This is a genomic window from Variovorax brevis, from assembly GCF_030317105.1.
Lineage (GTDB): Bacteria > Pseudomonadota > Gammaproteobacteria > Burkholderiales > Burkholderiaceae_C > Variovorax > Variovorax brevis.
Map to the genome: position 1 here is coordinate 554,528 of NZ_JASZYG010000001.1, position 14,899 is coordinate 569,426.

At 65.2% G+C, this 14,899-nt stretch carries 15 protein-coding genes; 4 read left to right on the plus strand and 11 right to left on the minus strand.

Annotated elements, in window-relative coordinates:
- Positions 1–16 precede the first annotated feature (16 nt).
- The 6 genes from QTI66_RS02300 to QTI66_RS02325 all read right to left on the minus strand — a co-directional run bounded on the left by QTI66_RS02300 (position 17) and on the right by QTI66_RS02325 (position 6,102).
- The gene (locus tag QTI66_RS02300) at positions 17–793 is read right to left on the minus strand and encodes an enoyl-CoA hydratase-related protein (protein ID WP_286557228.1); all 777 of its coding nucleotides are present in this window, start codon (positions 791–793) and stop codon (positions 17–19) included.
- Entirely contained in the window at positions 790–1,959 is a 1,170-nt protein-coding gene (locus QTI66_RS02305; RefSeq protein ID WP_286557230.1) for a CaiB/BaiF CoA transferase family protein, read from the minus strand. Before QTI66_RS02305 ends, QTI66_RS02300 begins: the two co-directional genes overlap by 4 nt.
- Complete coding sequence (locus QTI66_RS02310; protein WP_286557231.1) at positions 1,959–3,338, minus strand: FAD-dependent oxidoreductase; 1,380 nt, start codon at positions 3,336–3,338, stop codon at positions 1,959–1,961. The genes QTI66_RS02305 and QTI66_RS02310 overlap by 1 nt, the downstream gene beginning before the upstream one ends.
- 83 nt (positions 3,339–3,421) lie before the next feature.
- Positions 3,422–4,273 carry an ABC transporter permease gene (locus tag QTI66_RS02315; protein ID WP_286557232.1) on the minus strand — a complete coding sequence of 284 codons (852 nt, stop codon included), beginning with the start codon at positions 4,271–4,273 and terminating at the stop codon, positions 3,422–3,424.
- A gap of 11 nt (positions 4,274–4,284) precedes the next feature.
- A complete protein-coding gene (locus tag QTI66_RS02320) occupies positions 4,285–5,055 on the minus strand; it encodes an ABC transporter ATP-binding protein (RefSeq protein WP_286557233.1) in 771 nt (256 codons plus the stop codon).
- Between the two features lie 15 nt (positions 5,056–5,070).
- On the minus strand, positions 5,071–6,102 hold the full coding sequence (locus tag QTI66_RS02325; protein ID WP_286557234.1) for an ABC transporter substrate-binding protein: 1,032 nt from the start codon (positions 6,100–6,102) through the stop codon (positions 5,071–5,073).
- Positions 6,103–6,245: 143 nt separating this feature from the next.
- Here QTI66_RS02325 and QTI66_RS02330 point away from each other — a divergent pair, with 143 nt between their 5' ends.
- The 4 genes from QTI66_RS02330 to QTI66_RS02345 all read left to right on the plus strand — a co-directional run bounded on the left by QTI66_RS02330 (position 6,246) and on the right by QTI66_RS02345 (position 9,240).
- Positions 6,246–6,746 (plus strand): hypothetical protein, encoded by a 501-nt coding sequence (locus tag QTI66_RS02330; RefSeq protein WP_286557235.1) that lies wholly within the window; start codon positions 6,246–6,248, stop codon positions 6,744–6,746.
- Between the two features lie 60 nt (positions 6,747–6,806).
- Positions 6,807–7,403 carry a DUF2239 family protein gene (locus QTI66_RS02335; RefSeq protein WP_286557237.1) on the plus strand — a complete coding sequence of 199 codons (597 nt, stop codon included), beginning with the start codon at positions 6,807–6,809 and terminating at the stop codon, positions 7,401–7,403.
- Positions 7,404–7,540: 137 nt separating this feature from the next.
- Positions 7,541–8,839 carry an MATE family efflux transporter gene (locus QTI66_RS02340; protein ID WP_286557799.1) on the plus strand — a complete coding sequence of 433 codons (1,299 nt, stop codon included), beginning with the start codon at positions 7,541–7,543 and terminating at the stop codon, positions 8,837–8,839.
- A 110-nt stretch (positions 8,840–8,949) separates the two neighbouring features.
- The gene (locus QTI66_RS02345; RefSeq protein WP_286557238.1) at positions 8,950–9,240 is read left to right on the plus strand and encodes a nucleotidyltransferase family protein; all 291 of its coding nucleotides are present in this window, start codon (positions 8,950–8,952) and stop codon (positions 9,238–9,240) included.
- Between the two features lie 140 nt (positions 9,241–9,380).
- Here QTI66_RS02345 and acuI read toward each other — a convergent pair whose 3' ends face one another.
- The 5 genes from acuI to QTI66_RS02370 are packed head-to-tail and all read right to left on the minus strand — an operon-like array spanning position 9,381 to position 14,895.
- Positions 9,381–10,373, minus strand: a complete 993-nt coding sequence (acuI, locus tag QTI66_RS02350; protein WP_286557239.1) for an acrylyl-CoA reductase (NADPH) — start codon at positions 10,371–10,373, stop codon at positions 9,381–9,383.
- 10 nt (positions 10,374–10,383) lie between these two features.
- On the minus strand, positions 10,384–11,640 hold the full coding sequence (locus QTI66_RS02355; RefSeq protein WP_286557240.1) for a catalase family protein: 1,257 nt from the start codon (positions 11,638–11,640) through the stop codon (positions 10,384–10,386).
- On the minus strand, positions 11,637–13,157 hold the full coding sequence (locus tag QTI66_RS02360; protein WP_286557241.1) for a Dyp-type peroxidase: 1,521 nt from the start codon (positions 13,155–13,157) through the stop codon (positions 11,637–11,639). Before QTI66_RS02360 ends, QTI66_RS02355 begins: the two co-directional genes overlap by 4 nt.
- A complete protein-coding gene (locus QTI66_RS02365) occupies positions 13,154–14,455 on the minus strand; it encodes a hypothetical protein (protein WP_286557242.1) in 1,302 nt (433 codons plus the stop codon). The genes QTI66_RS02360 and QTI66_RS02365 overlap by 4 nt, the downstream gene beginning before the upstream one ends.
- The gene (locus QTI66_RS02370; protein WP_286557243.1) at positions 14,452–14,895 is read right to left on the minus strand and encodes a hypothetical protein; all 444 of its coding nucleotides are present in this window, start codon (positions 14,893–14,895) and stop codon (positions 14,452–14,454) included. Before QTI66_RS02370 ends, QTI66_RS02365 begins: the two co-directional genes overlap by 4 nt.
- Positions 14,896–14,899: the final 4 nt, after the last annotated feature.

Genomic DNA, 14,899 nt, shown 5'->3' on the forward strand with positions numbered 1-14,899 from the left:
TGACCGTGCGTGCCGCTCAGCGGCCCTTCCAGACCGGCTTGCGTTTCTGCTGGAACGCGAGCACGCCTTCGTTCGAATCCTCGGACCGCAAGGCATCCACCAGCGCGGGCAGGCGCATGCCGTGGGCCTGCGATGGCGAGAGCTGGGCCGTCTGGCGCACCACCTGCTTGATGGCCTTGAGCGACAGCGGCGCGCAGGCGAGCAACTGTTGCACCCAGCGGTCGACTGCGCCGTCGAGTTCCACACGCGCAACGACCTCGTTGATGAGGCCCATTTCCAGCGCGCGCTTGGCCTTGATGCGCTGGCCGGTGAGCATCATGCCCATCGCCTGGCGATAAGGAATCTGGCGTTGCAGCAGGAGCATGCCGCCGTCCAGCGGAAGCCGGCCCACCAGCGGCTCGGGCAGGCCGAAGCTCGCCTCTTCGCAGGCCACGACCAGGTCGCAGCCCAGCACCATCTCGAAGCCGCCGCCGAGCGCAAAGCCGTTGACCTTGGCGATGACCGGCACGTTGAGCGTCTCGCGCAGCGCGATGCCGCCGAAGCCGCCCGGACGCGACGCGGCCCAGTACTCCACGCCCTTGAGGTTCGAGGTGTTCTTGAGGTCGGCGCCGGCGCAGAACGAACGCTCGCCCGTGCCGGTGAGCACCACGACGCGCACGTCGTCGCGCTTTTCGATGTCTTCCCAGATGCGGATCAGCTCCGCCTCCGTCGGCAGGTCGACGGCGTTGAGCACGTCGGGCCGGTCGATGGTGACGGTTGCGACGTTGTTTGCGACTTCGTAGATCACGCTCATACGGTCACCACCTCGACCAGTGCGCGGGCTTCGGCCAGCACTTCTTCCGTGTGCTGCCCGAGCCGCGGCGGCTCGCGGCGAATGCCCGTCGTGGCGCCGGACATCTGGATCGGGCTGGCGACGAACTTGTATGGCCGCCCGCCGGCGTCTCCGCCTTCCAGGATCATCTGGTTGTGCAGGGTCTGCGGATCGACCAGCGCCTCGCGCATGTCGCGCACGGCGGCCGAGAGCAAGTCTTGTTCTTCGAGACGCGTCAGCCAGTATTCCTGCGTGTTGCTGGCAAAACGCTCGCGGAAGATGGCGTGCAGTTCAGCCTTGTGCTTGAACTGCGCCTGCAGGTCGGCAAAGCGCGGGTCTTGCGACAGGTCGTCGATTTCCAGCGCCGTGCAGATGTCGCGCAGCGGATGCTGCTTGAATGCGCCCACCAGCACCAGCGCGCCCGTTTGCGTCTCGAACACGCCCGACAGCGGCATCGCAGCCCAGTTGACCTCGGAGTCCTCCATCATGATCATCGCGGCCTCCTGCATCTGCATGGCCAGCATGGAGTTGTAGAGGGAGACAGCCACCTTCTGGCCTTCGCCGGTGCGTTCGCGTTGCAGCAGCGCGAACAGGATGCCCTGCACCATGTGCATGCCCGCCGTGTAGTCGGCCAGTGCCGTCGGGTAGATGGAAATCGGAATCGACGCATCCGCGCGCCGCGCCATCACGCCCGTCAGCGCTTGCGCCAGAACGTCCTGCCCGCCCTTGTGCGAATACGGTCCCGTCTCGCCAAAGCCGGTGCCCACGGCGTAGATGATGCGCGGGTTCAGCCGCTTGCAATCCTCGTAGCCCAGGCCCAGTCGCTCCATCACGCCAGCGCGGAAGTTGTTGGTGACCACGTCGGCATCGGCGATCAGCGCCTTCACCAGGTCCACCTGCGCCGGGTCGCGCAGGTCGATTTCAACGCTGCGCTTGTTGCGGTTCAGGCTGCAGAAGATCGGGTTGTCATGACCAGCGACCGGTGCGAAGGTCGAGCGGCTCAGGTCGCCCGCGCCCTTGCGCTCGATCTTGATCACGTCGGCGCCGTGGTCGGCCAGCATCTGCGTGCAGACGGGGCCCATCATCACCTGCGTGAAGTCGATGACGCGGATGCCGGCGAGCGGCAGGGTTTGTTGTGCTGTCGACATCACGCGGCCTCTGCGAACGATCGGGCGATCTCGGGCACGTCGGCGTTCGGACCCTTCTGGTCGCCAGGATCGGCGCCCTGGGCGCGCAACACGCGCTGCAGCTTGCCGATGTCGACGTTGCGCACCGACACGCCTGCGTCGAGTGCCAGCGCTGCAGCGGTGCCGGTGGCCTCGCCCATCGCCATGCAGGGCGGGATCTCGCGGGAGATCTTCTGCGCTGCCGACGTCGATGAGTAGTGGCGACCTGCCACCAGCAGGTTCTCCACACTGCGCGGCACCAGCGTGCGGTAGGGGTAGTAGTAGTCGCGGCCACGCGCCACGCTGTCTTCGAAGCGGGTGCGCTGGGCCACGTCTTCCTTCGACATGACGTACTCGCCTTCGAGCAGACGCGTCTGGCGGATGCCGGTCTGCGGCGCCATGTCGATCATGTAGCAGTTCTTGAAGCCCGGCAGCTTGCCGCGGATGAACTCGATCACCTTGTGGATGGTGTTGCGGCCCTGGATTTCAGCGCGCGTCAGGTCGGCCACCTTCAGGCCGTCCAGTCCCGCCATGTGCGGGCAGTTGCACCACACGACGCCCGGCAGCGGCGTCTTGAGCCACCAGCTGTCCCACGCGCCGCCGAGCATGTGCTTGACTTCGCGGTCGATCGCCATGAAGGCGGCGGGCTCTTCGTATTCGAAGCGCTCGGCCTCCTCGGTGTCGACGCCGCCCAGGCGGAAGACCGTCGTCACGATGTAGGCACCGCTGATGTGCGGTGCGCCGGCCGATGCGGCCACGTCCAGGTCGCCAGTGGTGTCGATCACGACCTTGCCCAGGATGGCTTCACGGCCGCCCTTGGTTTCGCAGACCACGCCCTTGACCTTGCCCTCTTCCACCAGCGTGCGCGAGAACCACGAGTGCAGGCGCAGGTTGATGCCGGCTTCCTGCACCATCTCCAGCGACGCGCGCTTGAACGCGTCCGGGTCGAAGGCGGCGGCAAAGCAGATGGGGTGCGGCTTTTCCTTGCTGTGGAAGTCGAAGGTGCCCCAGCGCTTCCAGCGGCGCACGGATTCGGGCAGGGTGCCCCACTCGTGCTGCTTGGGGTATTCGGCCAGGCCGTGCGAGGCCATGCGCTCGATCATCTCCATGCAGATGCCGCGCACCGAGATCTCTTTCTGGTGGCTGTCCCACATGTCGTCGAGCACCAGCACCATGCCGCCCGAAGCGAGGCCGCCCAGGTGGTTGTAGCGCTCCAGCAGCGTTACGCTGGCACCGTTGCGTGCAGCGGCCAGTGCCGCGGCCTGGCCGGCGGGACCACCGCCGACAACGACCACATCCGATTCGGCTGCGACACGAACGTCGTGCGCAGACTCTTGCATCCAATCGCCAATGCGGCTCATAGAAATCTCCTGTATGAAATAACGAGGTGGGACGGCGGGGAATGTTGGTGTCGCCGTCCGCGATGCACTGATGTCTTCTTGACTCAGTGCGAGGTGTCTTCGGGATGCCAGCGGATGATCAAACGCTCGGCCACGGTGACCAGCAGGAAGAACAGTCCGGACAAGGTGGCGCTCATCACGATCGCGGCGTAGAGCAGCGGCGAATCGAAGTTGAAGGTGGCCTGCAGGATCATGGCGCCGATGCCGACCGTGGCACCCACCCATTCACCGACCACCGCACCGATCACGCACATCGACGCTGCAATGCGCAAGGCCGAGAACAGATAGGGCAAGGCGTTGAGCAAGCGCAGGCGGAAGAAGATCTCCGTCTTGCTGGCCGACAGCACGCGCATCAACTCCATCGCCTGCGGGTTCACGGACTCCAGCCCGCGCACCATGTTCACCAGCGTCGGAAAGAAGCACACCAGCGCAGCGATGGTGATCTTCGGCTCCATGCCGTTGCCCATGATCAGAACGAGCACCGGGGCCTTGGCCACCAGCGGAATCGCGTTGAACATCAGCACGACGGGAAAGAAGATGTCTTGCAGCGTCTTGTTGTGCACGAAGATCGTCGCAATGGCGATGGCCGCCAGGTTGCCCAGCAGGAAGCCGCCCGCTGCTTCCAGCGCCGTGGGAATCAGGTTGTCGAGCAGCACGGCGCGCTTGGCGTAGAGCGTTTCGACCACCGCCCATGGCGAAGGTGCAATGAAGGGCTTGACGTCGAAGATCGCAATCACCGCCCACCACAGCAACAGCAAACCGCTGATGCCGAGCGCCGGCAGGATGCGACGACGCCACAGGCGCCGGCGACGCGCAGCCGCCCACTTCAGGTATTCGGCGTCGACGGGCGTTTGGGGCAGGACGGCCACGGGAGTCTCGAGGGAACTGGTTGTCATGGCAGCAGGCCTCAGCAGGTTTCCAGCACGCGGCGCAGGTGCGCCGTGAGCTGCACGAATTCAGGCGTCTCGCGGATGTCGAGCGTGCGGTCTTCCGGCAGGTTGACGGGCACGATCTCGCGCACGCGGCCGGGGTTGGCGGCGAGCATCAGCACGCGCTGACCGAGGAAGGCCGCCTCGTGGATGCTGTGCGTCACGAAGAGGATGGTCACGCCCGTGTCTTTCCAGACCTTGCGGATTTCCTCGTTGAGCCGGTCACGCGTAATCTCGTCGAGCGCACCGAAGGGCTCGTCCATCAGCAGGATCTTCGGGTCGCTGGCGAGTGCGCGGGCAATCGAGACGCGTTGGCGCTGGCCACCCGACATCTCGTGCGGCCAGGCGTTGGCGCGGTCTTTCAGGCCGACGAGTTCGAGCAGTTCCTGCGGCGAACGGCGACCCTTGCGGCTCGCGCCCTTGCCCACTTGCAGCGGCAACTCGACGTTCTGCAGCGCGGTGCGCCAGGGCAGCAGCGCGGCGTCCTGGAACACGAAGCCGATGTCACGGTTCTTGCGCGCGATCTCCGGCGTGGTGGAGAGCACGTCGATGCTGCCGCGGCTCGGCTCCAGCAGGTCGGCCACGACGCGCAGGAAGGTCGACTTGCCGCAACCCGAGGGACCGAGCAGCGTCAGGAATTCGCCTTGCGCCACATCGAGGTCGAGGCTCTTGATGGCGGTGACGTCGCGACGCTCCGTGAAGAAGCGCATGCCGATGTCGCGGCAGCTGATCGCCGGTGTGGCGTTCATGACGGCGGACATTTCTTAGGCCACCTTCGTCCGCGCTGCCGAAGTCGCCTTCAGCGCGTCGAGCGTGATGACGTCTTCCAGCTTCGGCGTCTTGGCAGTGAACTGGCCCAGGTCCGAATACAGGCTGATCTGCGACTGCCACACGGCCGGGTCCATCGTGCCCCAGCCCTGGGTCGCTGCCTGTCCGCCGAGTGCGTACTCGAGCATGACGTCGATGGCCGCGCGTTCATCTTCGCGCTTGAGGTTCGGATATTCCTTGATCAACAGGTCAGCCGCTTCATCGCGGTTGGCCTTGGCGTGCAGCCAGCCGCGCGAAGTGGCACGCAGGAAGGCCTCGATGACCTTGGGTTGCTTCTCCAGCGTTGTGGTCGATGCGTAGTACGGCAGCGCGTAGAGCTGCACGCCGGCATCCCACAGCGTCAGGTCGACACGGCCCGCGCCGAGCGCCTTCAACGCGGTGGTGCTCGTGAGCCAACCGGTGACGACGTCGACTTGACCGGTCAGCAGCGGCGCCATGTCCGAGCCAACGGTGACGACGGTCACGTCCTTCTCGGCGATCTTGTTCTTGGCCAGCAAGGCTCGCAGCAAGATGGCGGCGGTCGAGGGGATGCCCACCTTCTTGCCGATCAGGTCTTGCGGCTTCTTCACCGGGTTCTTGGCCAGCGAGAAGAAGGTGAAGGGATGCTTTTGTGCGCCAACGGCGAAGCACTTGATCGGCAGGCCTTGCGACACCGCCAGCATCACCGACGGGCTGGAAGACACCTGCCCCACTTCGTAGCGGCCCGAGGCCACGATGGCCACGCCGTCGATGTTCGGGCCACCGGGCTGGATGGCGAAATCAATGCCTTCCTGCTCGTAGAAGCCCAGACGCTTGGCGACGATCTCGCCCACCTGGTTGACGCTGGGAATCCAGCCCAACTGCATGTTGATCTTGGCCTTGCCCTGGGCAAAGGCGTCGATGGACAAGAAGCTGCCGGCCGAAAGACCTGCGGCGGCCAGCGAGGACTTCAGGATGCGACGGCGGCTGGCGTCGTGAGGGGTGAACATGGCGGATTCCTTTTTTGATTGAATGCAAACAGGACGAGTGAGCGGAATGTAGGAGTCGCTGCCTGTGCTGGGAAGCACCGTTTTTAGGAACCGGCGATCTAAAAATTGGCTCATCCGGGAGAACCCGAAGGCTCACAATCACCATGATGCGGGCCCTTCGGAAACTCCTCGGCTACGTCGTCACGGCGCTGCTGGTGCCGGTGCTTCTCTTCGAGGAATGGGGATGGGAGCCGCTGTCGAACTTCGCGGCGCGGATGGCGCGGCACCCGCTGTGGGCACGGGTGGAAAGACGTATCGCGGCACTGCCACCGCGAGGCGCATTGCTGGCTTTTTCGGTGCCCGTGGTCGCCCTCTTCCCCATCAAGTTGCTGGCGCTGTTTCTCTTCGGCGAAGGGCACTTCCTGAGCGGGCTGAGCCTGCTCATCGGCGCCAAGATTGCCGGCACGGCCATCGTGGCGCGGCTGTTCCAGATCACCCAACCCGCGCTGATGCAGTTGCCCTTGTTCGCACTCTGGTACGGCCGCTGGAAGTACTGGAAAGACCGCGTGTTGGCGATGGTTCGCGGCAGCCAGCCATGGCGCACGATGGGCGATCTGGGGCGCCGGTTGCGCCGCAACTGGCGCGCATTTCGCGGCGTCGATTAACTTTGTTTTGCAATTATATTTAGTCCGGGTATAATAAGTTTCTTAGTTGGAGTGATCCAAATGCCTACTGAGACTGCACCCGAACACGCCGACATCCCGCCCGCTTCGCTCACCGCCTTTGCCGGCTTCCAGAAAGTCGCCAGCGGCCCGACGGCGGACGTGATTGCCCAATTGCGCCAGAACCCTGCGCAGCCGGACGTGCTGCTGCGCGTGTTCGACGACGCGACTGGCAAACGATTCGATGTGGACCTGCGGCCCGAAGCCGCGGAAGGCACTGCATCGGCGAACGCGCCTGCGGCTGCCCCACCACGTGGCGTCGGCCGTCCGCGACTGGGCGTCGTGGCACGCGAGGTCACCTTGCTGCCGCGTCATTGGGACTGGCTCAACCGCCAACCCGGCGGCGCCTCGGTCGCGCTGCGTCGCCTGGTCGACGAAGCGCGCCGCGTCTACGCCGAGCGCGATTCGACGCGCGCGGCCCGTGAATCCGCCTACACCTTCATGACCGAAATGGCGGGCGACCTGCCCCATTTCGAGGAAGCTGCGCGCGCACTGTTTGCCGGCGAACGCACGCGCTTCGGTGCGCTGGTGGCCGAATGGCCGCAGGACGTGCGCAGCTATTTGCAATCCCTTTCCCAGCACGGCTGGAATCCTCAATGACGTCTTCCATCGACAACGCGGGCATGGCCGAAACGCCGCCCGCGGTGGCCCCTGCGCAAACCGCTTCCGCCCACCATCCCACCGGCAGCACCGAGACCCGGCCGTTGTGGAAAACCTTTCTCGCCTTTCTCGCACCCATGTTGCTCAGCAACATCCTGCAGTCGATGTCGGGCACCATCAACAACATCTACATCGGCCAGATGATCGGCGTGAGCGCGCTGGCGGCGGTGTCGAGCTTCTTTCCGGTGATGTTCTTTTTCATCGCCTTCACCATCGGCCTGGGCGCGGGCGCGTCGGTGCTCATCGGGCAGGCGTGGGGCGCGAGGCAGCGTGACACGGCGCGTGCGGTGGCGGGCACCACGCTCACCGTGGGCGTGAGCTTCGCGCTCCTGGTCGCCATCTTCGGCGGCGCCTTCACGCAGCCGATGCTGGCCGCGCTCGGCACGCCGCCCGACATCATTCCCGATGCGACGCGCTATGCCCGCATCATCCTGATCGCGATGCCGGGGCTGTTCGTGTTCCTGCTGTCGACGGCGATGCTGCGCGGCGTGGGCGACACGGTGGCGCCGCTCTACACACTGGTGATCTCGACGGTGCTGGGCCTGGTCATCACGCCGGCCTTGATCCGCGGCTGGTTCGGCTTGCCGAAGATGGGCGTGGCCAGCGGGGCTTGCGCCACGGTGGTGGGCTTCATCGTCGCGACCGTGTGGCTGGCCTTTCACCTGCGCAGCAAGAAGAGTCCGCTGGCGCCTGACGCGGACTTCGTCCGGCATCTGAAGATCAACCCGAAGCTGCTCAAAGGCGTTCTGAAGGTGGGCGTGCCCACGGGCGTGCAGATGATCGTCGTGGCGGTGGCCGAGCTGGCGCTGCTGTCCTTCGTCAACGCCTATGGGTCGAGCGCGACGGCGGCTTATGGCGCGGTGAACCAGGTGGTGGCGTACGTGCAGTTTCCGGCGATCTCGATTGCCATCACGGCGTCGATCCTCGGTGCGCAGGCCATTGGCGCGGGCCGGGTCGATCGGCTTGGCGCCATCACGCGGACGGCGCTGCAGATGAACGTCGTGCTCACCGGCTCGCTCGTGCTGCTCGGCTACCTGCTGTCGCGCCAGCTGATGGGCCTGTTCATCACGAGCGAACCCGTCATCGAAGTGGCGCAGGTGTTGCTGCACATCATGCTGTGGAGCTGCGTGATTTTCGGGATGGCGTCGGCGCTGTCGGGGATCATGCGGGCAAGCGGATCGGTGCTGGTGCCAACGCTGATTTCCGTCCTGTGCATTGCGTTTGTCGAGTTGCCCACGGCGTACTTCATGAGCCACCGCATCGGGCTGAACGGGGTGTGGATTTCGTATCCGGTGGCGTTCAGCGCGATGCTGATCTTGCAGGCGACGTATTACCGGATGGTGTGGCGGAAGAAGGCGATCACGCGCTTGGTTTGAACGCGGCCGGACTGAGCAAGTTGCACACCACTTGCCGACCACGCCGGTTGGGCGGTTGAATGCTAATCTCAAGCACTCGCCGCAATGAGATTGAATAAGGAACGGTAGCCATGCGACCTTCAGACGTGCTTGAACTCAAGAGAAGTGCAGTCCGCGAAGCGGCGAGCCGCTTTCCCGTGGCGAACCCGCGAGTATTCGGCTCTGTCCTTCACGGCACCGATCAGGAAGGCGGCGACCTCGATCTGCTCGTTGACGCGTTGCCCAATGCAACGCTGTTCGATCTGGGTGGCTTGCAAATCGAACTGGAATCCCTGCTTGGCGTCCATGTCGATCTTTTGACACCCGCTGATCTGCCATTGAAATTCCGCGCCCAAGTGCTGGCGGAGGCGCAACCGATATGAACTGGCTCTTGCTCCCTCGCCCCTCCGGGGAGAGGGCTGGGGTGAGGGGCTTGGGCCGTGGCTATTGCACTGCCTTTTCATAGGCCCGGAGCCCTCACCCCAACCCTCTCCCGGAGGGAGAGGGAGTAAGACAGCGGGCGCTACTGGCGTGACACGTTCACCACCACACGGCCGCGGATCTTGCCGTCGAGGATGTCCTTGCCCGCCTGGATTGCCTCGCCCAACCCGATCTCATGCGTGATCGCATCGAGCTTGCGCATGTCAAGCTGCTTCGCCAGCCGCGCCCACGCCTCGCGGCGCTTGGCCATCGGCGCCATCACGCTGTCGACGCCGTACAGCGTGACACCACGCAGGATGAACGGCGCAACGCTCGCCGGAAAATCCATGCCCTGCGCCAAGCCGCACGCCGCCACCGCGCCGCCGTAGCGCGTCGTCGCGCAGGCATTGGCCAGCGTGTGGCTGCCCACGGCATCGACCACGCCCGCCCAGCGCTCCTTGCCCAACGGCTTGCCCGGTGCAGACAGTTCCGACCGGTCAATGACCTCCGCCGCGCCCAAGCCCTTGAGAAACTCCGCTTCACCCAGCCGCCCCGTCGAAGCCACGACGCGATAGCCCAGCTTGCCCAGCAGCGCAATCGCCACGGTGCCGACACCGCCGTTGGCACCTGTGACAAGCACGTCGCCATCGCCCGGCTTCACGCCATGTTTTTCAAGCGCCATGACGCACAGCATGGCGGTGTAGCCGGCCGTGCCGATCGACATCGCCTGCTTCGCCGTCATGCCGTCGGGCAGCGGCACCAGCCAGTCGCCCTTGACGCGGGCCAGTTGCGCCAGGCCACCACTGTGGGTTTCGCCCACGCCCCAGCCATTGAGCACGACGCGGTCGCCGGGCTTCCAGTCGGCATGGGTGCTCTGTTCCACCACGCCTGAAAAGTCGATGCCCGCCACCAGCGGAAACTTGCGAATGACGGGCGCCTTGCCGGTGATGGCGAGGCCGTCCTTGTAGTTGATGGTGGAGTACTGCACCCCGACGGTCACGTCGCCTTCGGGCAGTTGGGCGTCGTCCATGGGGCGGACGGCGGCGCGGTAATGGCCGCTTTCGTCCTTGTCGATCAAGAGGGCCTGGAATGTCATGGTCGTCAGCTTAATCAAAAGTTTCGTCGCCGGTGGGTTCGTAGTGCGGCACGGCGTTCATGCGGTGGCGAATCTGCGACAGCTCCCAGTACATCCGCTTCCTGGCGCGGCTCTGGTTGCCCAGCGGCCGGTGTTCGGCAATGGTGTGCCACGGGTTGTACGACAGCCGTTTGGCAAAAGCCATCTGCGCGGGTGAATTGAAAGTCTGGCGCGGCAGCCGCAGGGTCGCGACCGGAATGCGCGGAGAGAGCTTTTCCGGCCACAGCACGCCGGCGTTCTCAATCGGCATGAGGTGCGGGTCGGTCTGCATCTGCATGCGCACCTCCAGCTCCACATCGCCTTCGGACAGCGACTTGACCATGGCGTTGCGCAGGTAGTCGTCCGGCGGGCGCAGCGGCAGGCGGGGAATGGGTGTCTTCATGCTGGAGGTGGGCCACACCGAATACATCATCGCCTGCCCTTCGCCCATGAGGTAGGGCACGCAGCTGAAGTACGGCGCCTCGAAGGGGCTGCTCTGGGTCTTGATGCACAGGCTCTGCATGATGAAGTCGAGCACGTGCGGGTCGTGGAAGTTGAGGAAGTAGAAGATCGACGCGTTCTTCACGCTGTTGATCTGCAGCGCCGCATTGGCCTTGGCGTCAGGCGTGACGAAGGTCTGGGTCGACACGCCGAACATGTCCAGCGTGTGCTGTTCCTCGTCGATGAGCTTGGGGCCTTCGACGCCCATGAGCTTGATGCTGATGCTCATGAAGCCGACGTCGTCGATGTCCGGCGTGATGTAGGGCCCTGGCCCCGAAAAGCGCACCCAGGCCTTGAAGGTCTGCGGCTTGGCGTAGATGCCGCGCCGCATGTGCTCGGGCAGGTTGTCGTGCACGGTGAATTCGCCGCGGCAGATGCCGTGCGTCTTGGTGTTGCCGCCGCGCTCGTAGCCGCCGGGCTTCCACAGGTCGCTCATCTGCTGGGTGAAACTGCGCACGATGGAATCGGTCCACGCCTCCTCGTCCACCAGCAGCCGCTCTTCCGCGATCTTCAGGCCCTCGTCCTTTCGCTGCTTGTTGATGAGCGAGGTGGTCAGGCGCAGCAACGGGTCCATGAGCAAGGCATCAAAGGCCGGCCGGAAGAAGGGATCGAAGCGCCGCTCGAAGCGCACGAAGGCCATGCTTGCATCGCTGATGGCATTGAGCAGCGCGTTGCCCGTGTTGGCGCGCGGCGTGGGCCGGCTGACGTTGGAGTCGGCGTTCAGGTTCGGGAGCGGCGGGGGGTTCATGGCGGCACCTTTGACGACGACAGGAATCGCAGGGCACGAATGCCGGGCAGGAAGAAGTAGCCGCCACCCACGACGGTGATGAATTGCGGCAGGCCCGCAAGGCGCCTGTCGCAACCATTGGCCACCGGCATGGAAAAGCCATCCGTCGGTGCGCCGCCGGGGTCCGGCAGCCGGTTGCCCATGAGCGGATCGCTCTCGCCATGCAGGCCGCCAAAGCGCGTGCCCGCAAGCCACGCGCCTTGCACGAACTCGAACTGCCGCGTGATGTTGGCACCCAGGCAGATGAAGTGCAGGCCGGTGCCCTCGGGTGCTTCCGTCGTTGCGCCTGTCGCAGCGGCCAGCGCCTGCTGCATCGAAACCGCCGTGCCGTACTCGCGCCCGCGCCGCAGCAGCCGATGAAAGCGCGTGGATGAAATGTGGTCGTTGTCCAGCGCCTCGGCATCGAAGCCCAGGGTGCGCCAAAGCCAGGCCATCGGTCCGTTGGCGCCACCGGGCGGCAAGTCGGCCGTGCGCGGATTGCTGCGGCGAATGTGGGCGCCGATGGGGCAGCGCAGGCCTTCGCTGTCGTTCCTGAAGGTGAAGGTGTTGATCGGATCGTTCTCACCCTCGATCGACACGTCCTGTCGTCCCACCAGCGGCTCGCCCTTCATCGTGCGGCCGACCATCGACTCGGCGACGTGCTCGCGGGCGGCAGCGTCGCCGTGCGCAGCGCGGTCGGCGTATTGCCAGAAGCGCGCGACGTCCTGGCGCAACTGGCGCAGCACGAGGTAGCTGCCATTGCGCCCGAGGTCCACCATGTCAGGCGCTTCCTCGGCGCGCGGCAGCTTGCCCTCGGGGTCGCGCTGCCCGTCCAGCAAGGGGCGGTCGGTGTAGGCGCCGTATTCGTTCGGGTAGCCCAGGAGATATTCGCCAAGGCACGACAGGTTGCTGTAGTCGAGCACCTCCTGGTCGCGCACGGGCCGCGTGCGGCGCCAGTCCAGCGTCGGCTCCGAGATGCCATCGACGAAGCCGAAGGGCTCCACGCCGTCCATGTCCGAGGTGGTGAGGCAACCCACCTGCTCGAAGCCCGCGCTGCACTGCGCAAGCACCTGGCGCTTCCACGCGTCGAGGCCGCCCGGCATCGCATAGAGCATGACCATGACATGGGGCACCACCTCGGGGCTGCCGCCCCATCGCCATTTCGACGGATGGTTGGCGCCGAGGTCGCCGAGCCTGCGCGCCCTGCTCTCGTCGGCGCTCATGCCGGCGATGAACTCGGGTGAAAAGCCCTGCACGATGTCTTCCTCCACGGCGAGTGCCCGCAGGCCGGGGCAGCTCAACGCAACCTGCATCGCGGTGCGTGGCGGCGGCGATCGCTCCAGCGCGCTGCTGACCGGGCACCTGGCCAGCCATTCACGCGCGGCATCTGCGTCGCGAACGCGCAGCAGGACGAAGCAGGCCTGGGTGAGCTTGCGATAGCCGAAGCGCACCAGGCCCTGGATGTCGTTCAGGTCGACGGATGGCATCGTCGAATTCATATCAACCTCAACCAGTCCAGCGCTTCTTCATCGCTCATGCCCGGCGCATCGACGCCCTGGCGGATGCGATGGTTGCGTTCGAGGTCGCCGAGCGTCAGCCCGGGGTAGGCCTTGTACCAGACCTGCGTGGGCAACTGATGGCGCCGCTGGTAGTGCTTGAAGAGCAGTTCGCGACGCGCACCGCCCAGGATGAGCCAGTCCGTGCGCGGCCATCCGAAGCCGTTGCTGAACACCAGGTTCAGGCCCCACGCCGCCTTGTTGACGAAGTCGTCCATGTAGCTTTCGTGGCTGCCGTCGTAGTTGCTGCAGAACAGCACCCGCGTCCTGTTGTCCATGAACACCCAGCGCGCGAAATGGATGGTCTGGATGCGCGCCAGATGGCCCTTGTAGAACACGTGGCGGGCGGCGTAATCGATGGCCAGCAGCACCACCATCACCAGCACACGGCGAAACCAGCCCGGCTTGACCGCCCCCAGCGCAGTGAAGCTGTTGGTCAGGTCGTGGTCCTCCAGCCGCTGCATGGCCCGCACGTCGTGGGCGTCGGGGCGCGGGCAGCACTCGGGGTCGCGCTTCTCATGGCGGCGCAATGCGATGGCACCAAGAATCGCCAGCACGATCCACAACGGAAGCAACACGATCAGCACCAGCGGGATGCCGAGCAGATGAATCAGGTTGCGGATCTTCCAGTCCGTTGGCGTCGGCGCGGGCGGCGTCAGGGTCAAGGCGCCGGCCTTGCGCTGTTGGTCGACGAATTCAAGCAGATGGCGGCGCACTTCCTGCGGATTGCGCGCCGCGGCCCCGCGCGGGGCCTGCGCAAAGAGCGCACGTTGCAAGGCGCTTTCTTCATGCACTTGTCGAACGGTGCGGCCGATGCGGTTGACGTAGTTCGCGCCGATGGGCAGGTCGTGCGCCTTCATCCATTGCACGAGGTCGGTGCCAGCACCAAAGCCCGCGCAGTGCCCGAAGATTTTTGCAAGGCCTGCGCCCGCCACCGTGGCGAACTCTGCAAGCTGCTCATCGCCGGGCCCGTCGCATTCGCCCACGAAGGCAAGGTACAGCAGCGGCACCTGTGGACGCGGCAGGTCGAAGGCCTCGAGGTCGCCCAGCGTCGAATCGTCAAGCAGCGCAAAGCGCGCAAAGTGAAGCCGCTCGAACAATCCAAAAGGGACCAGGGCGTTCTTGGCGTCGGCCATGCCCGGCTGCGTATGCAGGTTCATCCCCTCCAGCAAAACGCGCAGCGCCCCCTCGCGGCCGTCGGCCACCGCCGCCACCACGGTGAACGCCGATTGCGGGGTCACGTCGCCGCATCAAACTCGAGGCAGAAGTCGATCAGCCGCGTCTTTCCCCAGTACACCTTGCCCAGGTAGAAGTTGGGGCCGATCAGGCGGATCTCATCGCGGATCCACTTGGCCACGAGCGAGGTCTTCGAGTAGTCGAGCACGATGCATTCCTTGCCATCGAGCCAGCTCTCGCCCTTGTAGACCTTGGCGACGATGGCTTCCACGCCAAAGGCCGAGACCTTGTTCTTGAGTTCGCCCTTGCTGGCATCGAAGACCTTGCCCTGCCAGCCAAAGACGCTGATGATTTTCGCGATGCTGTCCGACACGTGCGTGCCCGGCACCACGATGGCAGTCCCCTTCGCCTCCCCGTCGGGAATGTCCCCGGGCGGGCTGGCCTTGAAGAGCTCATCGAGCTGCTCCTGCGACATGTCCAGAAGTTGCTGTACGTCGTATGCCATGGGT